We start from the raw sequence: 26641 nt of genomic DNA, 5'->3' as shown, positions 1-26641 counted from the left end.
TCACTCCGCCGGCATGGCGCGCTGCGACGGCGCGAAGCCCAACTGCTTGCGCTTTTCCGGCCGCTTGCGCGTCAGCGCCAGCACCATGCCCATCGAAATGGCGATGGCGATCTGCGAAGAGCCGCCATAGGAGATGAACGGCAAGGTCATGCCCTTGGCCGGCATCAGCTGCAGATTGACGGCCATGTTGATGACCGACTGCAGACCGAAGACCGTGACCAGGCCGCCGACCGCATAGCGTGTGAAATCGTCCTGCTCCTTGAGCGCGGTGCCGAGGCCGCGCAGCACGATGAAGGCGAAGATGATCATGATGAAGAAGCACATGATCAGTCCGAACTCCTCGCCGGCCACCGAGTAGACGAAATCGGCATGGCTGTCGGGTATCACCCGCTTGACGGTGCCCTCGCCCGGACCGACGCCGAACCAGCCGCCATTGATCAGCGCATCGCGGCCCATGTCGACCTGGAACGTGTCTCCCTCGCCGGTCATGAAGCGATCGATGCGGCCGGCGACGTGCGGGAACACGGTATAGGCGGCAAACACGCCGCCGATGCCGACAGCGCCCAGCGCGATGATCCACAGCCATGGCAGTCCGGCCATGAAGAACATCACCCCCCAGGTGCCGAGCACCAGCATGGTCTGGCCGAAATCGGGCTGCGCCACCAGCAGCGAGATGACGAGGGCCAGCAGCAGCATGGCGAACAGATTGCCTGGAATGTCGGGCTGGCGCTTGTGTTCGGCAAACAGCCAGGCGCAGATGACGACGAAGGCAGGCTTCAGGAATTCCGACGGCTGCAGCGACACCCCGGCGAGCGACACCCAGCGACGCGCGCCCTTCACCTCGACGCCGATGTAGAGCACCGCCAACATCAGCACCAGCGTGATGCACAGCATCGCCAGGGCCATGCGCCTGATCTGCCGCGATTCCAGGAAGGAGACGGCCAGCATCACGCCAAGTGCGGGAATGGTGAAGATGATCTGCCTCGTGGCGAAGTGGAAACTGTCCAGGCCGATGCGCTGGGCCACCGCCGGGCTTGCCGCGAAGGACAGCACGATGCCGAGCCCCATCAGCGACAGGAACGCAGCCAGGAACCAGCGATCGATCGTCCACCACCAAGTGGCAACCGGGCTTTTGTCCAGACGGCTTTGCATTATCGTGCCCCTCCGATGAGCTTCACGCCATCAATAGTGCTCGCAGCTTGCCTGAAGGCTTCGCCGCGCACTTCGAAATTCTTGAACTGGTCGAAACTGGCGCAGGCCGGTGAAAGCAGCACCACCACCTCGCCGTTGCAGTCGTCCCTGGCCGCGTCGCTTGCCGCATGCTCGACAGCTGCCGCCAGAGTGCCGGAGATCTCGTAGGGCACCGCCTCGCCAAGCGTCGCCGAGAAGGCTGGTGCGGCCTCGCCGATCAGATAGGCTTTGGCGATGCGCGGAAAGAGGCCGCGCAACGGCTCGATGCCACCCTCTTTCGGCAACCCGCCGGCGATCCAGTAGATGCGCGGAAAGGAGGACAATGCGGGCGCAGCCGCATCGGCATTGGTCGCCTTGGAATCGTTGATGAACAGCACATGGCCCTTGCGGCCGACCTGCTCCATACGGTGCGCCAGCCCGGGAAAGCTCTCCAGCCCCGACTGGATCTCGCCCAGATCGAGCCCGACCTTGAGGCAGGCGGCGAGAGCGGCCAGCGCATTCTGCGCATTGTGCTGGCCGCGCAGCGAGCCGATGCCTTCGAGAAAGGCGACCCGGCTGTAACGGCCGTGCACCGCCTCCATCAGATCGGTGCCCTCGGCGAAATAGCCGTCGGTCAGCGGCAGGCGCTTCGAAATGCGGATGACGTGCCGGCCTGCCCGCTCCAGCCGGTCGGCGAGCTGGGCGCACCAGGAATCGTCGACGCCGACGATGGCCGTTTCGCTGCCGGCCGTCAGCCGCTCCTTGATCGCGGCGTAGTGCTGCATCGTGCCATGACGGTCGAGATGATCGGGCGTCAGGTTGAGCAGGACGCCGGCAGTCGGATTGATCGAGGGCGCCAGGTCTATCTGGTAGGACGAGCATTCCACGACATAATGCCGCCCCGGCTCCGGCGGATCGAGCGTCATCACCGCGCGGCCGATATTGCCGCCCATCTGCGTGTCGCGTCCGGCCGATTTCAGGATATGCGCCGTCAGCGCCGTGGTCGTCGATTTGCCGTTGGTGCCGGTTATGGCGACGAAGGGTGCAGCCGGCGCCAGCAAGGTCCGCTGACGGCAGAACAGCTCGATGTCGCCAATGATCTCGACGCCTGAAGCGCGCGCCAGTTCCACTGTCCAGTGCGGCTTCGGATGCGTCAGCGGCACGCCGGGCGACAGCACGAAGGCCGAGAATTTCGCCCAGTCGGCGCCACGCAGGTCGCCGGTCGCGATACCGACGGCCGCGGCATTGGCGACACTGCCGGGATTGTCGTCCCAGGCGAGCACCTCCGCCCCGCCCTCGATCAACGCGCGCGCAGTGGCGATCCCCGAGCCGCCGAGCCCGAAGAGTGAAACGCGCTTGCCTGCGAAGGATGCGGCGGGGATCAAGCGGCCTCCTATCGCAGCTTGAGGGTCGACAGGCCGACCAGCGCCAGGATGACGGCGATGATCCAGAAGCGGATCACCACCTGGCTTTCGGTCCAGCCGAGCTTTTCGAAATGATGGTGGATCGGCGCCATCAGGAATACCCGCTTGCCGGTCATCTTGAAGTAGCCGACCTGGATGATGACCGACAGGATCTCGACAACGAACAGGCCGCCGACGATGACCAGCACGATCTCGTGCTTGGTGGCAACCGCAACCGTGCCGATCAGGCCGCCAAGCGCCAGCGAGCCGGTATCGCCCATGAAGATCGCCGCCGGCGGTGCGTTGAACCACAGGAAGCCGAGGCCGGCGCCGATCACTGCGCCGAGGACCACCGCCAATTCACCGGTGCCGGGCACGAAATGGATCTGCAAATACTCGGCGAACACCGCATTGCCGGACAGGTAGGCGATGACGCCGAAGGACGCCGCCGCGATCATGATCGGCACGATCGCAAGGCCGTCGAGGCCATCGGTCAGGTTCACCGCGTTGCCGGCGCCGACGATGACGAAGCACGAGAACGGGATGAAGAACCAGCCGAGATTGATGAGGAACTCCTTGGCGAAGGGGAAGGTCAGCGACGATGAGAACGGCGCCTGGCCATTGTGCATGATCACCCAGGCGGCGATGCCGGCGATGACGAATTCAAGCCCCAGCCGCGCCTTGCCAGAGAAGCCGAGATGCGATTGCTTCGTCACCTTGAGATAATCGTCGTAGAACCCGATCGAGCCGAAACCCAGGGTCACCAGCAGCACCACCCAGACATAGATGCTGGACAGGTTCGCCCACAACAGCGACGAGCCGATGATGCCGCACAGGATCATCAGCCCGCCCATGGTCGGCGTGCCGGCTTTCTTGAAATGCGTCTGTGGCCCGTCGGCGCGGATCGGCTGGCCCTTGCCCTGCCGCAGCCTCAGCGAATTGATAATGGCCGGGCCGAAGATGAAGACGATCAGCGCCGCGGTGATCAGCGCGCCGCCGGTGCGGAAGGTTATGTAGCGGAAGACGTTGAAGACCGAGATCTTGTCCGCGAATTCGACGAGCAGTGTGAACATGCGATTCGGTCCCCGGACCTGGCTCTAGGTCTGTTTGGCGGTTGCGGCTGCCGCCGGAAATTTGCTGAGCAGTGCGTCGACCAATTTGGAAAACCCGATGCCTTTCGACGATTTGATCATCACCACGTCGCCCGGCTTCAGTGCCGACAGAAGCACCAGTTTCAGATCCTCTGCGCCGGCGCGATATTCTGTCTCGATCTCATCAGGCAGGATATCGGCCAGCGCCCGCATTTGCGGGCCGGCGAGAAAGACCGTGCGCGTGTCGGTGCCGGCGATGAGATCGGCAAGGGCGGCGTGCAGCTTCGCCGAATGGTCGCCGAGCTCGAGCATGTCGCCGAGCACCGCGATGCGCCTGCCTTCGCCCGACACCGGCGTCGCGTTGAGCAGCGCCATTGCTGCGCTCATCGACGCCGGATTGGCGTTGTAGCTCTCGTCGATCAGCGTGATCGGACCTTTCGGGTGGCGCAGCACATGGCGCTTGCCGCGTCCGCGTTCGGCCGAAAGATCGGCCAGCGCCGGCGCCACCCTGGCGATGTCGGCGCCGACCAGGTGCGCGGCGCCCAGCACGGCCAGCACATTCTGCACCATGTGTCGGCCCGGCGCGCCGACCCTGGCGGTGATCTCCTGACCGCCGATCTTGGCAGTGATGACGGAATGATCGGCATGCAGCGCGCATGTCAGCAGCTTGAAGGTCGCACGGGCATTCTCGCCAAAGCCGTAGATGTGCTCGACGCCGGCGGCTCTCGCCATCTTGTCCAGAAGCTTCCAGCGCGGGTCGTCGCGGTTGAGAAGGACGGCGCCGTCCGGTTCCAGTCCTTCGAAAATCTCGGCCTTGGCCCTGGCGATCTCGTCCAGGTTGCGGAAGAAGCCGAGATGTGCCGCGGCGATCAGCGTGACGATGGCGACATGCGGCCGGACCATCCTGGCCAGTGGCCGGACCTCGTCAGGATGGTTCATGCCGATCTCGAACACGGCATAGTCGCAATCCACAGGCAGCCGCGCCAGCGTCAGCGGCACGCCCCAGTGGTTGTTGAAAGACTGCGCCGATGCGTGCACCTTGCCGACTACGGACAGCACATGGCGCAGCGCTTCCTTGGTGGTGGTCTTGCCCGCCGAACCGGTCACCGCGATGATCTTGGCATTCGAGCGCGCGCGCGCGGCCAGCCCCAGCTTTTCCAGCGCGGCCAAGACGTCCTGCACGACGATCATCGGCGCCGTCAGCCGCCCGAGCGACGGCAACTTGCCCTCAGCGACGACCAGCACGCCGGCGCCGGCCTTGATGGCGGCGGTCGCGAAATCATGGCCGTCCATCGCCTCGCCCTTGATCGCGAAGAAAGCATCGCCCGGCTCAAGGCTGCGGCTGTCGATCGAGATGCCGCCGATACCCTCCGGCATCGGACCGAGCGGTCGTCCGCCCATGGCGGCGACGAGATCCTCTGACGTCCACAGCAAGCTCATGCGGCGTGCTCCTGGAGCGCGGCGCGGACTTCCTCATGGTCGGAAAAATGCAGCGTCTCGGCGCCGACGGTCTGGCCTTCCTCATGCCCCTTGCCGGCCACGATCAGCGTATCGCCGGCATGGAGCATGGCGACTGCCTCGTGGATCGCCTTGCGCCGGTCACCGATCTCGATGCCGCCGGGTGCAGCGGCAAGAATCGCGGCACGGATCGTTTCGGGCACTTCCGAGCGCGGATTGTCGTCGGTGACGATGACGACATCGGCGAGCCGCGTGGCGATCTCGCCCATGATCGGACGCTTGCCACGGTCGCGGTCGCCGCCGCAGCCGAACACGACGATGACGCGGCCGGTGGTGAACGGCCGCACCGAAGCCAACACGTTTTCCAGCGCGTCCGGCTTGTGCGCGTAATCGACATAGACCGGCGCACCGTTGGCAGCGGTGCCAACAAGGTCCAGCCGGCCCGGGGCGCCCTTTAATTTCTCCAACGCCATCAGGGCTTTGGCGGCAGGTGTTCCAGTAGAAATGGCGAGGCCCGCCGAAACCAGGGCATTGGCGATCTGGAAATCGCCGGCCAGCGGCAGGTCGATCTCGTGGAGAACGCCATCGACTTCCACCTCGGCACGCTGGCGGTGGCGCTCGTGCTCGACCCGCTTCAGTGTCAGGAACTCGCCGTGGCGGCCGACCGTCAGCACATCCAGTCCCGCGGCCCTTGCCGCCTGGATCGTCGGCTCCGACCAGGGATCGTCGGCAAAGATGACGGCCGGCGCGCCCTTCGGCAGCAGCGCGTCGAACAGGCGCAGCTTGGCGCGATGATAGTCCTCGACTGTCGGATGATAGTCCATATGATCGCGGCCGAGATTGGTGAACCCGCCGGCTGCGAGTTTCACGCCGTCAAGCCGGCGCTGATCGAGACCATGGCTGGAGGCCTCCATCGATGCGTGGGTGACGCCGGCATCCGCCAGTTCGCGCAGCAGCCTGTGCAGGTCGACCGGGTCGGGGGTGGTCAGCGAGCCGTACTCGTTGCGGCCCGGCGCCACCACGCCGGTCGTGCCGATCGAAGCAGCGGCAAAGCCTGACTGCTCCCAGATCTGCCTGGTGAAAGCCGCAACCGATGTCTTGCCGCTGGTGCCGGTCACCGCGACCATGGTTTGCGGCTGCCTGCCGAAGTAGCGGGCCGCACTCAGCGCCAGCGCCAGGCGCGGATCGTCGACGGCGAAAACCGGCACCGGCAGTCCGGTGACGGCGCCGCTGCCCTTGCCGGTCACGATCGCTGCGGCGCCGCGCTTGGCGGCATCGGCGGAATAGGCCGCGCCATCGGTCTTGGTGCCAGCGAGCGCGAAGAAGACCACGCCCGGTCCTACCTGGCGGGAATCCGAAGAAATCCCGGTAACCTCCGTATCGAAGGAAGCTGTCCCCTCGACAGGCAGGATACCGGCTAGGTCTTTCAGCTTCATCGAACCCCGTTCATAGCAACAAAATAGCGCGCAGTTGCCGGCGCGCCCTCAGAATCACTGATAGGAAACCAGCGTTGCGCCATTTTCATGGCTGAAATCTGGCTTCACGCCAAGCATGGAAGCCGAACGTCGGATAATGTTTGCAGCCATGGCGCCTGCATTCGAGGCGGCCGTCGCACCCATGCCGGGTTTTTCCGGCTTCGGTTCGTCGGCGATGGTAAGCACGATGTATTGCGGATCGTCCATCGGGAACGCCGCGACGAAGGCGTTGAAGTTCTTGTCCTTTGAGTAGCGACCGTTGACAACCTTCTCGGCCGTTCCCGTCTTGCCGCCGACGCGATAACCTGGGACCCTGGCGTTCCTGCCTGAGCCTTTCTCGGCATTGAGTGCATAGAGATAGCGCATGTTCTCGGATGTCTTGTCGCTGACGACTTTCTTGGCCACCGACATCGCCTGTTCCTGCGCCCGTCTCAGGAATGTCGGCTGGATCAGATAGCCGCCGTTCATCAGCGCGGCACAGCCGACCGCCGTCTGCAGCGGCGTCGTCGACACACCGTGACCAAAGGCGATGGTGATCGAATGGACCTGTTTCCAGACTTTTGGCTCGGTCGGGCGGGCGACCTCAGGCAGTTCCGTCTGCATTCTCTCGAGGATGCCCAGGCGATGCAGGAATTCGCGGTGCCCCTCGATGCCGACCGCTTCAGCTTCCTTGGCCGAACCGATGTTGGACGAATAGATGAACACTTCGGGCACCGACAGCACCCGGGACTTGCCATGAAAATCATGGATGGTCTGGCGGCCGATCCTGATCGGGCGCGTAGCGTCGAAACGGCTTTCCAGCGTCACTTTGCCGGAATCGAGCGCCATGGCGGTGGTAAAGCTCTTCAAGGTCGAGCCCATCTCGTAGAGCCCGGCCGACATGCGGTTCAAGCGGTCCTTGTCGTGCGCATTATAGGGGTTGTTCGGATCGAAATCCGGAACCGAGGCCATCGCGACCACTTCGCCGGTCTTGACGTTGAGAACGACGGCGCCCGCCGCGATTGCGCGGTATTTTTCCATGCCGGTGGCGACCTCATCACGCACGATATGCTGGACGCGCAGGTCGATCGAGAGCTGCACCGGCTTCAGATCCTTGGCCACCGCCAGGCCGGACGCCTGAAGATCGCTCAGCCCCTGTTCGTCGATGTATTTCTCCATGCCGGAGATGCCCTGGTTGTCGATGTTGGTGAGGCCGACAATGTAGGACGAGGTTTCGCCGGCCGGGTAGAAGCGGCGCTTTTCGGTGCGGAAGCCGATGCCCGGAATGCCGAGCTGCAGAATCTCCGATTGTTGCTTGGGCGTCAGTTGCCGCTGCAGCCAGACGAAGCCGGCGCCGCTCTTCAGCTTGTGATAGGTCTGCTCGTAGTCGATTTCGGGAAGCACCGTCGCCAGTTTTTCGATCGCCTCGTCGGCGTCGACAATGCGGCGCGGTTCGGCAAACAGCGACGCCGTCTTGATGTCGGTCGCCAGAACTTCGCCGTTGCGGTCGACGATGTCGGGCCGCGACGCCGTCACCCGGCTCTGCGGACCGCCGGACAGGTCGGGGTTCTGGAAACCGAGATAGACCAGCCGCCCGGTGATGGTCAGATAGATGCCGAAAAACACCGCCATCGTCATCACGACGCGGGTCCTGCCCTTGCCGCCGGTCGCCTTGCGGGCGCCTTCGACCACAATCGATCCGTCGTCACCGGACTTGGCGCGGCGCGTCAGCAGACTGGTGATCACTGGGAGTCTGGCGATCATTGGACGATGCCTCCGGTGACCACGGGGTCGTTGCCCATCGGTTCCTTGCTGGAACTGTCGGCCATGCCGCCCAGCCGCTCGGACGAAAGGTCCTCGATGGTGAGGGGTTTTGCCGGCAGATCGTCCAGCCCGATGATCTGGCGGGCGCTGACCGGCTCGAGCTCGAGTTGCGATTTATAGGTCTCGGCCAGCTTTTGCAGGCGCGACGGTTGGGTAAGCAGGCTCCAGTCCGCCTTGAGGAGATCGATCGTATCCTCCTCGTAGCGGATCTGCGCCTGGATCTTGTGCACCGCCGCCAATTGTTCCTCGGCCTCGCGCTTGGTCTTGAAGGTCAAGGCCGCGGCCGAAACCATGACGGCGATAAGGACTATGTCGCTGGTACGAAACACGTGCTCACCTCTCTCCCGGCCGCTCGGCACCGGGAAGTTTTGGATCAGGAAGTTTTGGAAGCCCGAAAATCGAAAAATCGCCGGCGCGCGCCGGCGCGTCGGTGCGGATCGCCGCGCGCAGCCTTGCCGAGCGCGCCCGCGGATTGGCCGATATCTCGGCCTCACCGGGCGTCACGCCGCTGCCCACCTTTTTGAAGGTGGCGCTGCGCGCCTGCGCCTCGGGCAGGTGCCGCGATCCGGTCGCCGCATCGGCGCGATCGGCGATGAAGCGCTTGACGATGCGGTCTTCCAGGGAATGGAACGTCACCACGGCCAGCCGTCCGCCCGGTTTCAGCACGCGTTCAGCCGCAAACAGCGCTTTGGCCAGTTCGCCGAGTTCGTCATTGACGAAAATGCGCAGCGCCTGGAAGACGCGGGTCGCTGGATGGATCTTGTCCTTCGGCGCGCGGCCGATATGCGTCTCAATGGCGTCTGCAAGGTCGAGCGTGCGCTCGAACGGATGTTTTTCGCGACGGCTTTCAATCATGCGGGCGATGCGGCCGGCATGGCGCTCTTCGCCAAGAAACCCGAAGATGCGGGCAAGATCGCCCACCTTGAAAGAGTTGACGACATCGGCGGCGCTGAGGCCAGCCTGCGCCATGCGCATATCGAGCGGTCCGTCGGCACGGAACGAAAAACCGCGCTCCGCCTGATCGATCTGCATGGAGGAGATGCCGATGTCGAGCACGACGCCGTCAGCGCTTTCGACATGCTCGTCCAATGTCGAGAACGGCGCCTGAACAAGCCGGAGCCTGCCGCCCGATTGTTGCTCGAGAACACGACCGGCAGCAATCGCATCCGGATCGCGGTCGATCGCGACAACCGAGGCGCCGCTCGCCAGAATGGCTTTGGAGTAGCCGCCGGCGCCGAATGTGCCGTCGACGACCACCTCGCCCGTCTTGGGCGAAAGCGCCTCCAGCACTTCGGCAAGGAGGACCGGAATGTGACGGGCTGGTCCGCCAACGGCGTGAGGGTCATCGCCGTAGCCCGCCATCATTCCGGCCGCTCCCCGGGCTTCGTCCCCTGCCGAAGCTGCAAAAGCCGGGCGCGTGCTTCCGCCCCATAGGCGGTGAGCCGTCCAGGTTCCCAGATCTGAAAGAAATTGCCGCGGCCGACAAAAGCCACTTCCGCGGAAATGCCGGTATGCTCGCGGATGAAATCGGTCATCGAGATGCGGCCGTCCTGATCGAGCTTGAGAAAGGTTCCATCGCCATGGCAGAAGAACGACATGTCGTCCGAGGTCTGCAGGAAGGGGTCTTCCTGCGCGATGCGCTGCTCGTAGCGGTCGAGCAGGTCGAGCCCGCCGACATCCATCGCCGGACGGTCCAGGCAGCGCAGCGCATAGAGTTCCGAACAACCGCGCTTCTGCACAACCGCACGGAAATGCGCTGGAACGGACACCCGCCCCTTCGCATCGATCCTGTTCACCGCGCTTGACAGAAACCGGTCCATTACGCGTTACGGCCGCTTGCGCCGCCGCACCCCTCTGCATCTTCCCGCCCGCGCCGCCGCAGCGCGGTCCCTGCCCAAAACTCACTTCGCTCCAAAAGGCAAAAACAGGCGAACGCGCAGCCGCCGCGGCTGCCCGATTGGCGTACGCTTCACCCTGACGCGGAACGAAGGCTTGAATATCTGAATGGGATATCATGGGGTACTATGGGCGTCAACGGGAATAGGCTTCACAAAACGCGCGCCACAACCGATGAGGGCAGCTTTGACGGCACTCCCGTGTTTATGCTCCATTAAGCCTAACGAAGCGTTTAGAGCGGTTTGGCCTAACCGGAGGCGGCTTGCCGCGGAGCGCCACCACGCATAGCGTCGGCCTGCCTTTTCTCGGTCAGAAACAGGTTCTTTTCTCGGTCAGAAGGTTGAAAATACATGTCCGAAACAGCCAAATCGCGCGCGGCCACCCGCGCGGCCACCCTTGCCCATTTGCGTGGCGTCAAGCTCGCCAAGGGCGACCCGGTCTCGCTGCCGCTGACAATGACGACCACTTTCCATCTGCCCGGCAATCCGGCCGGCGTCAGCCAGTACGGGCGCTACGACAATCCGACATGGGAGGCGGTGGAAGACATGCTCGGCCACCTCGAGGACGCGCCGTCCGTAGCGTTCCCGTCGGGCATGGCGGCGATCGCGGCGGTCTTCTTCGCGCTGCTCAAGGCCGGCGATCGCATCCTGTTGCCATCCGATGGTTACTACACGCCGCGCCTGCTTGCCGAACGCTTCCTCAAACCGTTCGACCTCCCGTTCGACACACGACCGACCGAGTCCTTTGTGGACGGCGGTTTTTCCGGCTACCGGCTGGTGTTCGTCGAGACCCCATCCAATCCTGGGCTGGACATTTGCGACCTGGCCGGCGTGGCGCGCCTTGCGCACGAGGCCGGCGCGCTGGTCGTCGCCGACAACACCACGATGACGCCTTACGGTCAGCGCCCGCTCGACCTCGGCGCCGATATCGTCGTTGCTGCTGACACAAAAGCGCCCAATGGCCATTCCGACGCGCTGTTCGGCCATGTCGCCAGCCGTGACGCCGGCATCATCACCGCCATCCGCGAGTGGCGCAAACTGTCGGGCTCGATCCCCGGACCATTCGAAGCCTGGCTGGTCCATCGAGGCCTCGAGACGCTGGAAGTCCGCTTCGACCGCATGTGCACATCGGCCGAACTGATCGCCCGACGCCTGACAAATCATCGGGCCGTGAACTCCGTTCGCTTTCCTGGACTGGAGGATGACCCTTCACACAATCTGGCGACCACCCAGATGCAGCGTTTCGGCTTCCTTGTCGGCCTCGACCTGGGGAGTGAAGCCAGGGCCGAAGCGTTCATCGGCGCCTGCGCCCTGATCCAGCCGGCGACCTCCTTCGGCGGCGTCCACTCTTCGGCCGAGCGGCGCGCCCGCTGGGGTGATGCGGTGCCGCCCGGCTTTGTTCGCCTGTCGGTCGGCTGCGAGCCGGTGGAAGCGCTTTGGCAGGCGATCGAGGCGTCGCTGGACGGCGTCGACGGTTGACCGAACCGATCACGAAGCCAGATCGTCGGCTTCGATATTGCGCCGGCCATGCAGCACACGCAGGATCTCGACTGCATCCGCGCCGACACGGTACAAGGTAAGGTATTCGCCGACGACCAGATGGCGGATGCCGGGCGCAATGTCTTCGCGCGGTGCGCCCGAGAAAGGATGCAGGGTCAGCAAATCACAGCGCCTCTCCAGGATATTCACGAGGCGGATCGCTGCATCAGGGTTGTGTTCGGCAATGTAGTCGCCGATACGTTCGAGGTCGATTACTGCCTGGGGAAGCAGGCGGTATTTCACTCCTCAAGGCCTTTGGCCTCGGCCATTTTCAGATATTTGGCGCGCAGTCGTTCCATGATTGGCGGGCCGTCCAGCGCCGGTCCGCTGTCGATCCCTTCCTGCACCAGCTTGCGCAACTCCTCGAGCGTGTAGCCGTGCAAGTCACGGCGGTCCTTCCATTGCCTGAGTGCGTCGCGGATCACCTCGCTCGCCGAAGCATATTCGCCGGCGGCGACCACATCGTCGACCGCCGCCGCCAATTCCGGCGAAAGCGTGATGCTGCGTTTGTCGACCTGACCCATGGTGCGCTCCTGATACCGCCCGTACTAATGCATGTCGCGCAAAAGTGTGCAGCGGTTCTGCGATAACGACATGCATAAACAACAACCTAAAGCGCGTCGCGAGAGGACGGTCGAACGCGACGCGCTTTAGGAAAGTACGATTTAATCGCACCAGTTTCAAGAAACGCTTGCTCCATGCACAGCCCAGTAAAAGCTGTTTCGGTCAATGAAGCGCCTGAACCAGCAAGCGCGCCCGAAGACGCAACCTGCTGATATCAGGGAGTTTCCCCCCAAGAATCTGGACGAAAACGTAGAATCTGGACGAAAATTGCCAGCTGGCCTGTAAGCCGGGTTCTGTATGGCCCTCGCCCCTTGCGGCGCGAGAACGTGGCGGCCATTCATCTTGGGCGCATGTTGCCATGCGCCTCACGCAACCTACCCGGGCGGTGAGCCGGAAACAGCCCTCGAGGGTTTCCCCTCGCACCGCCCCTATTCGGTCTTGCTCCCGGTGGGGTTTACCGTGCCGCTCCTGTTGCCAGTCGCGCGGTGGGCTCTTACCCCACCCTTTCACCCTTACCACGACGGATCGTGGCGGTTTGCTTTCTGTGGCACTTTCCCTAGGGTCGCCCCCGCCGGCCATTAACCGGCACCGTGTCTCCATGGAGCCCGGACTTTCCTCACCCGCAGCCTTTCGGCTTCGCGGGTGCGGCCGCCCGGCCAGCTGGCAAGGCGTATAAAGGGATTCACATTCGAAAACGCAAACAAAAAAGCAGGTCCCGGTCTATTACGCCGGCGCTCCAAGCGCGGCCAGTTGCACTTTGACCTTGCCGCAATAGGCCGCTGAAATCGGGTTCATCCGCTTGGCGCCATGGCCGGCATTGTACTTCAGGATCGTGCCGCAGGTCGTGCCGTCGCCGAGGTTGCGCGCCATGGCGAGGTATTTCATGCCGTATTTGATGTTGGTCTCGGGATCGTGGAGACCCTTGATCGAGCCGCTGTAACCCATCATCCGCGCCGTCGACGGCTTGATCTGCATCAGGCCGATCTCACCGGCGCGGCCGACCTGGTTCGGCTGAAACCTGCTCTCGATCATGATGACGGCCTTGGCGAGCGAGACCGGCACACCATTGCTGGCCGCATGACGCTCGATGATCGTCGAATACTGGCCGCTATCGCCAGCGGCCGCCGGCTTCGGCGCCGCCGCCCGGCTTTGCCGGCCGATCGACGCCGTCGTCGCCTGGTCGATGCGGGTCCTGTTGCGCTCCACATGCCGCTTGGAGACTGCCTTCTTTGCAAGGACTGGCTTCTTTGCAACGACTGCCTTCTTTGCAGAGACCTTTTCCGCCTTTGCGGATGCTGGCTTTTTCGCTTTCACCGCAGCAACTTTTTTCGCCGTTGCGGAGGCTGTCCTTTTTTCTCCGGCATCTTGCCCGGCTTTCGGCGTGGCAGTCTTATCGGACGCGGTCATGAAACCCTGGTCGGCCCGCTGGCTCAAAGGCGTGCCATTGGCCGCACCGATGGCAAAAGTTATTACGCCGGCAGCAACAGCTGCCGTTAAAACGGTCAATTTCTGCATGGGATCCTGTTCTGTTTGAACCGCGCGAAGAACTTCACGCAGCTACGCCAATCAACGTCGGAACACTTGGGAGGCTGTAGGTCCGACAACTTGCACGGATCGCCTTTGACGGTCGAATTGGCGGCAAAAAAGGCGGGGCAAGTCACTTTAAATGACAGGCTGTAACTTACAGCCAGGAAAAGACTACTTGGACGGAACTGCCCTCACCGAGCCAAGCAGCCGTTCCAGCGTGCGAATTGTCGATCCGTCGGCCACGCCATCCACTTTGCGTTGCCGGAAATGCCTCTGGAAAGCCTCGACCACGATTTCGGTTTGCCGATCGAAAGCGCCTGATATCTCCACGCCATAACCGTAGAGCGCCAGCATCGACTGCAACGCCTCGACCTCGGCAAACGCGTCGCCGGCCTTCACCACCGCGCCGCGCCTGACGGGTGCCGCTTCGACAAGATGGCCGACACCGGCCTCGAACAGGGCCTTCCAGGGGAATCTCTCGCCCGGGTCGATCTTGCGTCCCGGCGCCACGTCGGAATGGGCGAGCACCCGTTGAGCCGGGATGGAATGGCGCTGAACAATCCCCTTGCACAGGCCGATCAGGGCATCGATCTGCGGTTTCGGAAAATTCCGGTAGCCCAGCGAATGTCCCGGATTGACGATCTCGATGCCGACCGAACAGGAGTTGATGTCGCTACGTCCGAACCAGGAACTCTTGCCGGCATGCCAGGCACGGTCGCTTTCCCTGACCATCTGGACGATGCGGCCGTCCTCATGGACGAGGTAGTGCGACGAAACCTCGCTGGCTGGATCGCACAGCCATGCTTCGGCGCCGGCGCCGGTCTCCATGCCGGTGTAGTGCAGCACGATCATGTCGACCGTCTCGCGTCGTGGACCGAAATTCGGCGATACCCTGACCTCGGCGCTCGGCTCGTCGGGCAGGAAGCCGCTCATGCGTGCCGCAGGCCCCGTTCGATCATCTCATAGGCCGCGTTGATCGCCGCTATCCTGCTGGTTGCGATCTTGATGAATTCCTGCGGCAGGCCGCGTGCGATCAGCCGGTCGGGATGGTTGTCCGAAACCAGCTTGCGGTAACGCTTCCTGACCTCCTCGAAGGTTTTTCCCCGCTCGATGCCGAGCACGACATACGGATCGGCCGCACCCAGATCGACGTGCCGGGCCAGAATGCTCTGGTAATGCGCCTCCTCGATCCGGAAGATCTCGGCGATGCGATGCAGGAACTGACCTTCGCGCTCGTGGACCAGCCCGTCGGCCTTGGCGATATGGAACAGCCCGTCGAGAATGTCCTCCAGCATCGCGCAGTTCGAATGGCCGGAGCCGCAAAGCTGCGCCATGCGCGCGGCATAAGTCTCGAAGCCGGCGATGTCGCACTTGGCCAGATCGTAGAGCCGCGCCACATTGCGCATCTGCTCCTTCGGCACTTCGAATATCTGCTGGAAGGCGCGCACCTCGTCCTGGGTGACGATGCCGTCGGCCTTGGCCATCTTGGCCGACAGCGCGATCATCGCCACCGAGAAAGCGACGCGCCGGCGCAGGTCAGGGTCGCCGGAGAAAACCGTGCGCACAGCCTCGACCACGTCGGCGACGCCGGACGAGGTTGAGGACGAAACGCGGGTGATGAAGTCGCCGAGGCGATCCCAAATCGACATGGGCACCTATTAGGGCTAACTGGCCGCCGCTATCAAGCCCACCGCTATCAAGCTGGAAGACAATGCCGCAAAGCCGGCCCAGCCGATTTCGCGGCCGCCTGAGCAGCCGGCGCAACCGTCGATCATGGAAATTAGCTGGCAGCAGGGGCGTAGCGCGCGAAACTGCAAGCCTTCGCCACCTCGCCATTTCGGCCCCTTCTGCTGGGCCAAAAAGTGACAGGCGACCAAGCTTGCGGCGGCGACCGCAAGAAGATTGTCCTGAAGTCAGAAGGCCGGCACGATGCCGGCCTTCTGTTCATCACATAAGAATTACTGCGCCGGCGCAGATGGCTGTGCCGGAGCCGGCTCGGCCGGCTTAGTCGCGTCAGGAGCCGGCTGCATCGGCTGTTCGTTCGCCGGAGGATTGGTGCTCTGCGTGGTGGTGGCGTCCCCGCCCGTGCCGCTGTCGCTGCAAGCCGCAACGCCAAGCAGGGCAAGCGCCGAAACCGACGCAAGAATGAGTTTCTTCATGACATCTCTCCTCTAATCACGCCCCCGCTACCGGTGACGATCGAGGACAGAATGCACCAAATGCCCCATGGGTTTCATAACGTTGCATTTCCGTATGTAACATCATCTGCTTTTGCGTTGCCGGCGAAGCCATGGCGAATTAACACCAGACCATGGCGAATTAGCACATTTGAATCAATAAAATGCCCGGGAGAGCTGCCGTGACCGCCAAATGGGATTTCTGGATCGACCGCGGCGGCACCTTCACCGATGTCATCGGCCGGGACCCGCAAGGCGGACTGCACCCGCGCAAGCTGCTATCCGAAAATCCCGAAGCCTATGCCGACGCCGCCATCCAGGGCATTCGCGATCTGCTCGGGCTAAAATCCGGCGCGCCGATCCCATCCGGCCTGATCGGCGACATCAAGATGGGCACCACCGTTGCCACCAACGCGCTTCTGGAGCGCAAGGGCGACCGTGTGCTGCTGCTCATCACCAGGGGATTTCGCGACGCGCTGAGGATCGCCTATCAGGCGCGGCCCGATATCTTCGCCAAGCAGATCATCCTTCCCGAACAGCTCAACGAGCGCGTCATCGAGGTCGACGAGCGCGTGCGCGCCGACGGCCGCGTCGAAAGGCTGCTCGACATCGCCGCCATGCGCCCGGCTATCGAACAAGCCAGGGCCGACGGCATCGACGCGGTGGCGATCGTTTTCATGCATGCCTGGAAATATCCCGACCACGAAAAGGCGGTTGCAAAAGTCTGCAGGAAACTGGGGTTTTCGCAGGTCTCGGTCAGTCATGAGGTCTCGCCGCTCATCAAGCTGGTCGGCCGCGGCGACACCACCGTGGTCGACGCCTATCTGTCGCCGATTCTGGCAAGGTATGTGCAGAAGGTGGCGCAAGAGCTGGGCGTCCTCTCCCCCCTCGAGGGGGAGATGTCGGCGAAGCCGACAGAGGGGGTCATCTCAGAAGGCACCGCCAGAGCGTCGAACCCAGTCGAGCCGACCCCACCCGGCGGCTTCGCCGCCACCCTCCCCTCAAGTGGGAGGGAATCCCCTCGCCTGATGTTCATGATGTCATCCGGCGGCCTTACCGCCGCCGATATGTTCCAGGGCAAGGACGCGTTGCTGTCCGGTCCGGCCGGCGGCGTCGTCGGCATGGTCGAGACAGCAAAGCTCGCCGGTTTCGACAAGGTCATCGGCTTCGACATGGGCGGCACCTCAACCGACGTCGCTCATTATGACGGCGACTATGAGCGCGCCTTCGACACCGAGGTTGCCGGCGTGCGCATCCGCGCGCCGATGATGCGCATTCACACCGTCGCCGCCGGCGGCGGCTCCATCCTGCACTACGAGGCCGGCCGTTTTCGCGCCGGGCCGGATTCGGCCGGCGCCAATCCCGGCCCGGCCGCCTACCGGCGCGGCGGCCCGCTGGCCGTCACCGACGCCAATGTCATGCTGGGCAAGCTGCAGCCCGGCTTCTTCCCGGCCATTTTTGGACCCGGCCAGGACGAGCCGCTCGATGTGCAAACCGTGCGCGAGAAATTCGCCGCACTCGCCGCCGAAATCGGCGACGGCCGCACGCCGGAGGCGGTCGCCGAAGGGTTCGTCACCATCGCCGTCGAAAACATGGCCAACGCCATCAAGAAGATTTCCGTGCAGCGCGGCTACGACGTCACCGAGTATCTCCTGAACTGTTTTGGCGGCGCCGGCGGCCAGCACGCCTGCCTCGTTGCCGACGCACTCGGCATGGAGGCGGTGCTGATCCATCCCTTCTCCGGCCTGCTGTCGGCCTATGGCATTGGATTGTCCTCGATTTTTTCGTCGCGCCAGCAGGCGCTGCTGAAACCGCTGGCGGAAGTGTCCAGGCCGGCAATCGACGAGCTCATCGCGACGCTGCGCAAAGCCGTCATCGACGAGCTTGCCGCGCAAGGCATTGCCGAGGACGCCGTCGCCTCGAAACCGGTGCTGCAGATCCGCTACGACGGCACCGACACCGCGCTGCCGGTGAATTTCGAGCACGGTTCGATCGCACGCGCCAAGGCGGATTTCGAATCAGCGCACAAGGCGCAGTTCGGCTTCGTCTATGACGACAAGCCGATGATCGTGGAATCAGTCGGCGTCGAAGGTATCGACAGCGGCGCGGCCGGCCGCGAGGAAAGTGATTCAATCCTTGAGGACATCGCCGCAAGCCCTTCGGAAAATCGGCAAATCTTCATCGACGGCACCTGGCGAGACGCCGGCATTTTCCGCCGCGAGGCGCTCAAACCGGGGCACAAGCTTGGCGGCCCTGCCCTGGTCATCGAACCGAACCAGACCATCGTCGTCGAGCCGGGCTGGCAGGCCGAAATCACCGCCAGGAACCACGTGCTCCTGCGTCGCATCGAGAAAAAGCGCCGGCTGGCGGCACTCGGCACCGAGGCCGATCCGGTCATGCTGGAGGTGTTCAACAACCTGTTCATGTCGATCGCCGAACAGATGGGCGTGACGCTGCAAAACACCGCCTATTCGGTCAACATCAAGGAACGACTGGATTTCTCCTGTGCCGTCTTCGACCGCAATGGCGCGCTGGTCGCCAATGCGCCGCACATGCCGGTGCATCTCGGCTCCATGGACCGTTCGGTGGAAACCATCATCCGGCTCAACTCCGGCGACATTCACCCCGGCGACGTCTTCGCACTGAATGCGCCTTATAATGGCGGCACGCATCTGCCTGACATTACGGTGGTGACGCCGGTCTTTGAGGATGAGCGCCCAATCTCCCCCCATGTGGGGGAGATGTCGGCGAAGCCGACAGAGGGGGGCGCTGTCCCGCCAACGCCTCCAATTGGCGAGCCGGCATACCGCGAAGCTGAGCGCTCGACGTTGCCCCCCTCTGCCCTGCCGGGCATCTCCCCCACAAGGGGGGAGATCGGCCAATCGCCAAAGATCCTCTTCTACGTCGCCTCGCGCGGCCATCATGCCGATATCGGCGGCACCGCGCCCGGCTCGATGACGCCGCTCGCCACCACCGTCGACGAGGAAGGCGTGCTGTTCGACAATTTCCGCATCGTCGATCGCGGCCGGTTCCGCGAGAAGGAGCTGGAGACGCTGCTCACCGACCACCCCTACCCGGCACGCAACCCGCACCAGAACATCGCCGACCTCAAGGCGCAGATTGCCGCCAATGAAAAGGGCGTGGCCGAATTGCGCAAGATGGTCGCGCATTTCGGCCTTGGCGTGGTCGAGGCCTATATGGGCCATGTCCAGGACAATGCCGCCGAAAGCGTGCGCCGCGTGCTGGAGCGGTTGCCCGACAGCTCCGTATACGAGTATCCGACCGACACCGGCCAAATCATCAAGGTGAAGATATCGGTCGACCGGCAAAAGCGTGAGGCGACCGTCGACTTCACCGGCACATCGCCGGTCATGAAGAACAACTTCAACGCCCCCGAGCCGGTCGCCCGCGCAGCCGTGCTCTATGCGTTCCGCGTCATGGTCGAGGACATGATCCCGATGAATGCCGGGTGCCTGAGACCGATCAACATCATCATTCCCAAGGGTTGCATGCTGAAGCCGACCTACCCGGCCGCAGTCGTCGCCGGCAATGTCGAGACCTCGCAGCATGTCACCAATGCGCTGTTCGGCGCCATGGGCGCGATGGCCAATGCGCAAGGCACGATGAACAACCTCACCTTCGGCAACAAGCAGTACCAGTATTACGAGACGATCTGCTCCGGCTCGCCGGCAGGCCGGATGAACAGCGGTCGCGGCTTTGCCGGCACCTCCGGCGTCCACACCCACATGACCAATTCGCGCCTGACCGACCCGGAAGTGCTGGAGTTGCGCTTCCCCGTGCTGCTCGAGGATTTCCACATCCGCGAAGGCTCCGGCGGCAAAGGCAAATGGAGTGCCGGCGACGGCACCGAGCGCACCATCCGTTTCCTCGAAAAGATGGAATGCGCGATCCTGTCCTCACATCGCAACCGCCCGCCGCAAGGCCTGGACGGCGGCGGCAATGGGGAGGTCGGCTCGACCAAGGTCCGTCGCAAGGATGGCCGCATCGAAGTCCTGAAGGCTTGCGACCAGACGCTGCTCGAGGCCGGTGAAGCCGTCATCGTGACGACGCCGACGCCGGGCGGATTTGGCAACGCCTGAACTCGCCTCAACAGACTGTCACCGGCCTGTCATCCACCTGCGCTACCCGCTTGCGCCAGAGCAAACGGGGAATCGCCTTGTCATGACGGATGTTTCCGGAGAACTGGTTTTTCGCCGCGGCAAGCAAGTTGGCAAGGCCGTCTACCAGAACCGCCCGCTGTCTAAGGCCGGCCTCTCCGAGCGGCTCTTCGCCTTGCTGTTTTCCGGCCTCGTCTATCCGCAGATCTGGGAAGACCCCGACGTCGACATGGAGGCGATGCAGCTTGGCCAGGGCCACCGCGTCGTCACCATCGCCTCGGGCGGCTGCAACATCCTTGCCTATCTCACCCGGTCACCCGAAAGGGTCGACGCCGTCGATCTCAACGCCGCCCATATCGCGCTGAACCGCATGAAGCTCGAAGCGGTGCGCCATCTGCCGTCGCAGGGCGACCTGTTCCGTTTCTTCGGCGCTGCCGAGACCCGTCACAATTCGCAAGCCTACGACCGTTTCATCGCGCCGCATCTCGACCCGGTCAGCCGCCATTACTGGGAACATCGCAACTGGCGCCGGCGTCGCCGCATCGCCGTCTTCGACCGCAATTTCTACCAGACCGGCCTGCTCGGCCTGTTCATCGCCATGGGCCACCGCACCGCCAAATTCTTCGGCGTCGATCCGGCCGGCATCATGGAAGCCAAAAGCCTGGCCGACCAGCGCCGCTTCTTCGACGACGAGCTGGCGCCGGTCTTCGAAAAACCGCTGCTGAAATGGGCAACATCGCGAAAAGCCTCGCTGTTCGGCCTCGGCATTCCGCCGGCGCAGTACGATTCGCTGATCACCTCGGGCGACGGCACCATGGCCAGCGTGCTGAAGGCCCGGCTGGAAAAGCTCGCCTGCGATTTTCCGCTGGAGAACAACTATTTCGCCTGGCAGGCTTTTGCCCGCCGCTACCCCAATCCCGGCGAGGCGGCGCTGCCTGCCTATCTCGAAAAACGCAACTACCAGGCGATCCGCAACAATGTCGACCGCGTCGCCATCCACCATGCCAATCTGATCGAGTTCCTTGCCGGCAAGGATGCAGGTTCCGTCGACCGCTTCGTCCTGCTCGACGCGCAGGACTGGATGACCGACGACCAGCTCAATGCGCTGTGGGCCGAGATCACCCGCACCGCGTCGACCGATGCTCGCGTCATCTTCCGCACCGCGGCCGAACCCAGCCTGTTGCCCGGCCGGGTCTCGAATTCGCTGCTCGACCAGTGGAGCTATGCGGACGAGGCGTCGCGCGAATTCTCGGCCCGCGACCGTTCGGCCATCTATGGCGGCTTCCACCTTTATGTGAAGCAAGCCGCATGAGCGCGACCGAACTGCCGGCCAGGCACGGCGAACCGCCGGCCGGGCACGCCGAGCTGATGGACGGCGTCTACCGCTGGCAGCGCCACGCCTACGACCTGACCCGCAAATATTACCTGCTCGGCCGCGACCGGTTGATATCAGCGCTGGAAGTGCCGGCCGGCGGCACCGTGCTCGAGCTTGGCTGCGGCACCGGCCGCAACATAGTCCTCGCCGCCCGCCTTTATCCCGACGCCCGCTTCTTCGGTCTCGATATTTCAGCCGAAATGCTGGAAACGGCCACTGCTGCCATTGCCCGCGAAGGTCTTTCCGGCCGCGTCAAGCTGGCGCGCGGCGACGCCACCGATTTCGACGCGAAGGCGCTATTTTCCGTCGAAAGTTTCGACCGCATTTTTGTCTCCTATTCGCTGTCGATGATCCCCGGCTGGGAGAAGACGATTTCCGCGGCACTTGCAGCCCTGTCACCCGGCGGCTCGCTGCACGTCGTCGATTTCGGCCAGCAGGAGGCCCTGCCCCGCTGGTTCCGCACGCTGCTGCGCGGCTGGCTGAGAAAATTCCACGTCGAGCCGCGCGAGGCCCTGCGGGACGTCCTGCAATCAGAATCTGCAAGAGTGGGCGCAACCCTTCGGTTTAGAACGCTTTATCGCGGTTACGCCTGGCTGGCCGTGATCAAGATCGCCAGCTAGTTCCGCAGCCCAGAGGATTTGCTCTTTGACTGAGCCCTGTGGAGGGTCGCTGCCGACCGGCCTGCAACCGCCAATCTCCAACGTCTGCGATTAGCCATAAGCCCCCGCGCCTTCGTCATCCTAGGTCAAGCAAGGAGCGAAGCGACGGCGCAGACCCTGGGATCCATTCCGTGACATCAGCCGAAGGATGCAGCGGCTCAGAACGAAAACGGTAGCGATCCTTCGCGCCCCCCTCTGTCCTGCCGGACATCTCCCCCACTTGGGGGGAGATCAGATGTCGCGTCCGGCTTCGCCAATCTTCAACGTTGAAAGAAGGGTGAGGCGCGCGAGCTGCCAATCTCCCTCCTTGTGGGGGAGATGTCCGGCAGGACAGAGGGGGGCGCCTCGCTCCGCGATCGAAGGTTCTGCACCGCAGCAGCGCTCCAAGGTCACGGAATCCCAAGATCGGTCGCGTCGCTTCGCTCCTCGCCCGACGGGCGGGCGCGTATTGATCGTGGAAGGCCTTTGGCGACAGCTGCATAGACTCTGCGGCGAGCGATCGCCGCATTCCTCTAATGCAGCGCCTTCACCAGCGCTGCCAGCATGATCTGCGGCCGGTAGCCGAGCTTGGCCGGCGTCAGGCCGAGCCGCACCACCACAAGCTGCGCCGAGGGGATGATGGCGACCGTCTGCCCGTCATGGCCTTCCATCCAATAGCTATCCCTTGGCAGGCCCGCAGCGATGCCGGCGCCGGGGCTCTCCTCGTCGCCCGGACCCTCGATCCACACCTGGCCCCTGCCGTAGACTTTCGAGGCGGTTGCGGCTTCCCGCATCCAGGCGACGAAGCCCGCAGGCAGGACCTCCTGGCCGTTCCAGACACCATCCTGCAGCAGGAACTGGCCGAAGCGCGCCCAGTCGCGGGCGGTGGCGTAGAGATAGGACGAGCCGACGAAGGTGCCGTGCTCGTCGGTCTCCAGCACCGCGCTCTGCATGCTGAGCGGGTCGAACAGCGCAATCCTTGGCCACGCCAGCGCCTTGTCCTTGTCGCCGACCGCATCCTGCCAAAGCCGCGACAGCATCGCTGCCGTGCCGCTTGAATAGGAAAATACCTTGCCCACCTCGCCGGTCAGCGGCTTGGATCCGGCAAAGCCCGCCATATCAGGCTCGAGGTAGAGCATCCGCGTCACATCGGTGACGTCGCCATAATCCTCGTTGAATTCCAGCCCGCTCGACATCGCCATCATGTCGGCGAGGCTGATGGCGGCGCGGCCGTCCGCTTTCCAGGGCCCGAACAGGCCCTGGTTCGTCATCACCATCTTGCCGTCCTTCACCAGCGTGCCGACGATCGCGGCATTGACCGTCTTGGTCATCGACCAGCCAAGCAGCGGCGTCTTTTGGGTAAAGCCTGCGCCATAACGCTCGGCGACGATGCGGCCGTTCTTGACCACCACCACCGCCCGCATACCGGCGCCGGTCATTGCAGGATCGTCGAGGATTTTCGCGATCTCGGGGTTTTGCGATGCGTCGACCTTGTCGCCCTCCGGCCAGAGCGCGTCGAGCGGCGGCGGCGGTGTCAGCGCCGGCCCGGCGACTGCTTTGGCCCGGGCGATGTCGCCGCCCGGAACCGCGGTGCAGCCAAGCCCGTCTCGAACGACGGCGACGCTCTTGCCGAACACGCCGAACAGCCCGGCCGAAACCGTGCCCTGTTCCTTGTCGACGGACATCCTCATCAGCCGCAGCAGTGGATGGCCCGGCGCCTGCACGTCGACTGCGAGCACCTCATCGGCATCGCGTCCGGCGATGAAGACATTCGAGCAGACGATCTTGGCCGTATAACCCGAGCCGACGCGGATCAGTTCCGGCGGCGCGATGTAAAGCCAGGCGGCGAGTGCTGCGACCGCCAATACGGCCAGCCCGAGCAGCCACTTCACCAGCCTCAGAGCAATCTGCATTTTCCGATTCCCCCGGAAGCTCATCTATGCCATCGATTTGCCGTCATTGCTTCGGCAAAATCGCGGTTCTGGTCGAGCGCTGTCAACGGAATATCAACCATGATCAGCGATACACCAGGGATAGGAGAGCGGTCCTGTGGGGCGATCGCTTGGGGGCACGGTCGAGGGACCACCTGCAGCAACAACCCATCAGCGGCCGGCTGAAACCGGTTCAGGAGTAGCGATGCGCCGTTTCGCGGCTTTCATCTTGCTGACGCTACTGGGCGCCTGCTCGACCGTCGACGATCTTGCGCCTCCCTCATCGGGCGCGCCGAGCGTTGCGGTGCGCGCACCCCGTTTTGACGACTCCGACCCGCATGAGTGGGACAGCGGCGCGCCGTGGAGCTATGCCGTCCATGGCACCGACGTCTCCAAATACCAGACCTCGGTCGATTGGCCGGCGGCCAGGGCCAGCGGCATTTCCTTCGTTTTCGTCAAGGCGACGGAAGGTGGCGATCGCTTCGACGCGTATTTCAACGAGCATTGGAGCCGCACGAAAGCCGCCGGAATTCCGCGCGCCGCCTATCATTTCTACTATTTCTGCACACCGGCCGCGACGCAGGCGCGCTGGTTCATCCAGAACGTGCCCAGAGACCGCTCGGCAATGCCACCGGTTCTCGACATGGAATGGAACCCGCAATCGCCGACCTGCAAGCTGCGCCCCAATGCGGCCACGGTGCGCAGCGAGATGAGCACTTTCCTCGAAATCGTCGAAAAGCACTATGGCAAGAAGCCGATCATCTACACCTCGATCGATTTCTTCGACGACAACGGCCTGTCGGCCTTCCGCGGCTATCCCTACTGGCTGCGTTCGGTGGCCGGCCATCCGCGCAAAAGATACGGCAGCCACCCGTTCACCTTCTGGCAGTACACCGGAACCGGTATTGTGCCGGGCATCTCAGGGAAGGCCGATATCAACGTATTCAACGGCTCGGAAGCCACCTGGAACAAATGGCTGCGGCAGAACACCCGTTGACAGCGGGCCTGCAGCCTGCTTTTCGACACAGCTAATGAAGGACGCCTGCAACCGCCGGTAATCTTCTCGGGAGGATGGCGATGCGATTGCGCTTGGAAATTCTCGCGGCGCTGTTTCTGGCCGCCACGTCGCCGGCGGTGGCACAGCAATGCGGCGGCGATTTCCAGGCCTGGAAGCAGGGCGTTGTGGCCGAGGCGAAGAACGCCGGCGTCGGCACTGCCGGACTTGAGGCGCTGGAAACCGCCGCTCTCGATGGAAAGGTGCTGGCGCGAGATCGCGCCCAAGGCGTCTTTACCCAGACCTTCATCGAGTTTTCGAACCGCATGATATCGGCCTATCGGCTGAAGCAGGGCGCGGTCGTTTTAAAGGAATATGCCGACGTGTTTGCCCGCGCCGATCGCGAATTCGGCGTTCAGGCCCCGGTCATTGCCGCCTTCTGGGCGCTGGAAACCGATTTCGGCGCCGTGCAGGGCGATTTCCAAACGCTGAACGCGTTGGTCACGCTCTCTCACGACTGTCGTCGCCCGCAGCTCTTCCGGCCCCAGATCGTGCCATTGTTGACGCTGATCGATCGCGGCGTGGTCCCGGCCGACGTCACCGGCGCCTGGGCGGGCGAAATCGGCCAGACGCAGATGCTGCCTTCCGACTATCTCGGCCGAGGCGTCGACGGCGACGGCGACGAAGTGATCGACCTGCGCGGCAGCGCGCCTGATGTGATCATGACCACCGCCAACAAGATCACGTCGCGCGGCTGGAAACGCGACCAGCCCTGGATCGAGGAAGTCCGCGTGCCGGACGACTTGCCATGGGACCAGACCGGCCGCACCAACAAGCTGCCGCTGGCGCAATGGGCTCAGTGGGGTGTCACCAACCCGAACAGCACGCCGCTTGTCGACAACGGCCTGAAGGCAGGCCTCGCGCTGCCTATGGGCCGCAAGGGGCCAGCCTTCCTAGTCTACGACAATTTCGACGTCTACCTCGAATGGAACCAGTCCTTCACCTATGCGCTGACCGCGGCAAATCTCGCCGCGCGGCTGGCGGGTGCGCCGCAATTCGACCCGCGCAATCCCGAACCCGGCCTCAACGGCGACCAGATGAGGGCATTGCAGACAAAGCTCGAGGCCAGAGGCTATGACGTGGGAACGGTCGACGGCATCCTGGGCACCAACACCCGCGAAGCGATCCGCAAGGAGCAGATGCGGCTAGGCCTGCCGGTCGACGGCTGGCCGACACCGGAGCTTTTGGCGAAGCTGTAGCAGGTTAGCGAGTAGTGAGTAGTGAGTAGTGAGTAGTGAGTAGTGAGTGGTAAATGGTAAATGGTAAATGGTGAATGGAACTAGGTGCGCATTACTGATTACTGATTACTGACTACTGACTACTGACCACTGACTACTGGCTACTGACTACTGACTACTGACTACTGACTACTGACTACTGACTACTGACTACTGACTACTGACTACTGACTACTGACTACTGA

General features: G+C 63.5%; 23 protein-coding genes and 1 other RNA gene. 7 read left to right on the top strand and 17 right to left on the bottom strand.

The features are described 5' to 3' along the window. From ftsW to mraZ, 9 genes are read right to left on the bottom strand one after another with little or no spacing between them, the layout of a single operon-like run. The gene (gene ftsW / locus AC0L2M_RS32895) at positions 1-1152 is read right to left on the bottom strand and encodes a putative lipid II flippase FtsW (protein ID WP_023798738.1); all 1152 of its coding nucleotides are present in this window, start codon (positions 1150-1152) and stop codon (positions 1-3) included. Continuing rightward, a complete protein-coding gene (murD, locus tag AC0L2M_RS32890; RefSeq protein WP_287259785.1) occupies positions 1152-2555 on the bottom strand; it encodes a UDP-N-acetylmuramoyl-L-alanine--D-glutamate ligase in 1404 nt (467 codons plus the stop codon). Before murD ends, ftsW begins: the two co-directional genes overlap by 1 nt. An 8-nt stretch (positions 2556-2563) precedes the next feature. Continuing rightward, positions 2564-3646, bottom strand: coding sequence for a phospho-N-acetylmuramoyl-pentapeptide-transferase (mraY, locus tag AC0L2M_RS32885; protein WP_023798736.1), 1083 nt, complete (start codon positions 3644-3646; stop codon positions 2564-2566). Between the two features lie 24 nt (positions 3647-3670). After that, complete coding sequence (locus AC0L2M_RS32880; protein ID WP_473537020.1) at positions 3671-5104, bottom strand: UDP-N-acetylmuramoylalanyl-D-glutamyl-2,6-diaminopimelate--D-alanyl-D-alanine ligase; 1434 nt, start codon at positions 5102-5104, stop codon at positions 3671-3673. After that, positions 5101-6558: a UDP-N-acetylmuramoyl-L-alanyl-D-glutamate--2,6-diaminopimelate ligase gene (locus AC0L2M_RS32875; RefSeq protein ID WP_023798734.1), complete on the bottom strand. Its 1458-nt coding sequence runs from the start codon at positions 6556-6558 to the stop codon at positions 5101-5103. Before AC0L2M_RS32875 ends, AC0L2M_RS32880 begins: the two co-directional genes overlap by 4 nt. A gap of 54 nt (positions 6559-6612) precedes the next feature. Further along, complete coding sequence (locus AC0L2M_RS32870) at positions 6613-8340, bottom strand: peptidoglycan D,D-transpeptidase FtsI family protein (RefSeq protein ID WP_287173517.1); 1728 nt, start codon at positions 8338-8340, stop codon at positions 6613-6615. Continuing rightward, positions 8337-8729 carry a cell division protein FtsL gene (gene ftsL / locus AC0L2M_RS32865; protein ID WP_023798732.1) on the bottom strand — a complete coding sequence of 131 codons (393 nt, stop codon included), beginning with the start codon at positions 8727-8729 and terminating at the stop codon, positions 8337-8339. Before ftsL ends, AC0L2M_RS32870 begins: the two co-directional genes overlap by 4 nt. Before the next feature lie 4 nt (positions 8730-8733). Beyond that, positions 8734-9765 (bottom strand): 16S rRNA (cytosine(1402)-N(4))-methyltransferase RsmH, encoded by a 1032-nt coding sequence (gene rsmH, locus AC0L2M_RS32860; protein WP_023798731.1) that lies wholly within the window; start codon positions 9763-9765, stop codon positions 8734-8736. Next, entirely contained in the window at positions 9762-10220 is a 459-nt protein-coding gene (gene mraZ, locus AC0L2M_RS32855) for a division/cell wall cluster transcriptional repressor MraZ (protein ID WP_473537019.1), read from the bottom strand. Before mraZ ends, rsmH begins: the two co-directional genes overlap by 4 nt. A 426-nt stretch (positions 10221-10646) precedes the next feature. On the opposite strand from mraZ, the gene AC0L2M_RS32850 reads away from it, so the two are divergent. Next, positions 10647-11774 carry a cystathionine gamma-lyase gene (locus tag AC0L2M_RS32850; protein WP_473537018.1) on the top strand — a complete coding sequence of 376 codons (1128 nt, stop codon included), beginning with the start codon at positions 10647-10649 and terminating at the stop codon, positions 11772-11774. A gap of 9 nt (positions 11775-11783) precedes the next feature. On the opposite strand, the gene AC0L2M_RS32845 is transcribed toward AC0L2M_RS32850, so the two are convergent. The 4 genes from AC0L2M_RS32845 to AC0L2M_RS32830 all read right to left on the bottom strand — a co-directional run bounded on the left by AC0L2M_RS32845 (position 11784) and on the right by AC0L2M_RS32830 (position 13604). Next, positions 11784-12077: a type II toxin-antitoxin system RelE/ParE family toxin gene (locus tag AC0L2M_RS32845; RefSeq protein WP_128246406.1), complete on the bottom strand. Its 294-nt coding sequence runs from the start codon at positions 12075-12077 to the stop codon at positions 11784-11786. Beyond that, positions 12074-12358 (bottom strand): type II toxin-antitoxin system ParD family antitoxin, encoded by a 285-nt coding sequence (locus AC0L2M_RS32840; protein WP_091594133.1) that lies wholly within the window; start codon positions 12356-12358, stop codon positions 12074-12076. The genes AC0L2M_RS32845 and AC0L2M_RS32840 overlap by 4 nt, the downstream gene beginning before the upstream one ends. A 306-nt stretch (positions 12359-12664) precedes the next feature. Then, positions 12665-13062: RNase P RNA component class A (gene rnpB, locus AC0L2M_RS32835), an RNA gene on the bottom strand. A gap of 59 nt (positions 13063-13121) precedes the next feature. Further along, positions 13122-13604 (bottom strand): lytic transglycosylase domain-containing protein, encoded by a 483-nt coding sequence (locus tag AC0L2M_RS32830; RefSeq protein ID WP_353816965.1) that lies wholly within the window; start codon positions 13602-13604, stop codon positions 13122-13124. A gap of 7 nt (positions 13605-13611) precedes the next feature. Between AC0L2M_RS32830 and AC0L2M_RS32825 the strand changes: the two genes are divergently transcribed. Then, entirely contained in the window at positions 13612-13932 is a 321-nt protein-coding gene (locus AC0L2M_RS32825; protein ID WP_473537017.1) for a hypothetical protein, read from the top strand. Positions 13933-14096: 164 nt separating this feature from the next. On the opposite strand, the gene AC0L2M_RS32820 is transcribed toward AC0L2M_RS32825, so the two are convergent. The 3 genes from AC0L2M_RS32820 to AC0L2M_RS32810 form a co-directional block, all read right to left on the bottom strand. Further along, entirely contained in the window at positions 14097-14858 is a 762-nt protein-coding gene (locus tag AC0L2M_RS32820; RefSeq protein WP_473537016.1) for an N-acetylmuramoyl-L-alanine amidase, read from the bottom strand. Further along, positions 14855-15574, bottom strand: a complete 720-nt coding sequence (locus AC0L2M_RS32815) for a TerB family tellurite resistance protein (protein ID WP_473537015.1) — start codon at positions 15572-15574, stop codon at positions 14855-14857. The genes AC0L2M_RS32820 and AC0L2M_RS32815 overlap by 4 nt, the downstream gene beginning before the upstream one ends. Positions 15575-15883: 309 nt before the next feature. Beyond that, the gene (locus AC0L2M_RS32810; protein WP_023798723.1) at positions 15884-16084 is read right to left on the bottom strand and encodes a hypothetical protein; all 201 of its coding nucleotides are present in this window, start codon (positions 16082-16084) and stop codon (positions 15884-15886) included. A gap of 200 nt (positions 16085-16284) precedes the next feature. Here AC0L2M_RS32810 and AC0L2M_RS32805 point away from each other — a divergent pair, with 200 nt between their 5' ends. From AC0L2M_RS32805 to AC0L2M_RS32795, 3 genes are all read left to right on the top strand, one after another. After that, positions 16285-20202 carry a hydantoinase B/oxoprolinase family protein gene (locus AC0L2M_RS32805; protein WP_473537014.1) on the top strand — a complete coding sequence of 1306 codons (3918 nt, stop codon included), beginning with the start codon at positions 16285-16287 and terminating at the stop codon, positions 20200-20202. A gap of 82 nt (positions 20203-20284) precedes the next feature. Next, entirely contained in the window at positions 20285-21532 is a 1248-nt protein-coding gene (locus AC0L2M_RS32800; RefSeq protein WP_023798721.1) for a BtaA family protein, read from the top strand. Further along, the gene (locus AC0L2M_RS32795; protein ID WP_023798720.1) at positions 21529-22215 is read left to right on the top strand and encodes a class I SAM-dependent methyltransferase; all 687 of its coding nucleotides are present in this window, start codon (positions 21529-21531) and stop codon (positions 22213-22215) included. Before AC0L2M_RS32800 ends, AC0L2M_RS32795 begins: the two co-directional genes overlap by 4 nt. Before the next feature lie 551 nt (positions 22216-22766). Here AC0L2M_RS32795 and AC0L2M_RS32790 read toward each other — a convergent pair. Next, positions 22767-24146, bottom strand: a complete 1380-nt coding sequence (locus AC0L2M_RS32790; protein ID WP_473537013.1) for a serine hydrolase domain-containing protein — start codon at positions 24144-24146, stop codon at positions 22767-22769. 223 nt (positions 24147-24369) lie between these two features. Between AC0L2M_RS32790 and AC0L2M_RS32785 the strand changes: the two genes are divergently transcribed. Next, on the top strand, positions 24370-25161 hold the full coding sequence (locus AC0L2M_RS32785) for a glycoside hydrolase family 25 protein (RefSeq protein ID WP_023798718.1): 792 nt from the start codon (positions 24370-24372) through the stop codon (positions 25159-25161). Positions 25162-25241: 80 nt separating this feature from the next. Then, positions 25242-26417: a lytic murein transglycosylase gene (locus AC0L2M_RS32780; protein WP_023798717.1), complete on the top strand. Its 1176-nt coding sequence runs from the start codon at positions 25242-25244 to the stop codon at positions 26415-26417. The last annotated feature ends 224 nt before the right edge of the window (positions 26418-26641 follow it).

This window comes from Mesorhizobium sp. WSM4806 (assembly GCF_055811635.1).
Note: the sequence above shows the minus strand (reverse complement) of the source record. Positions and strands in the feature narration are given on the sequence as shown.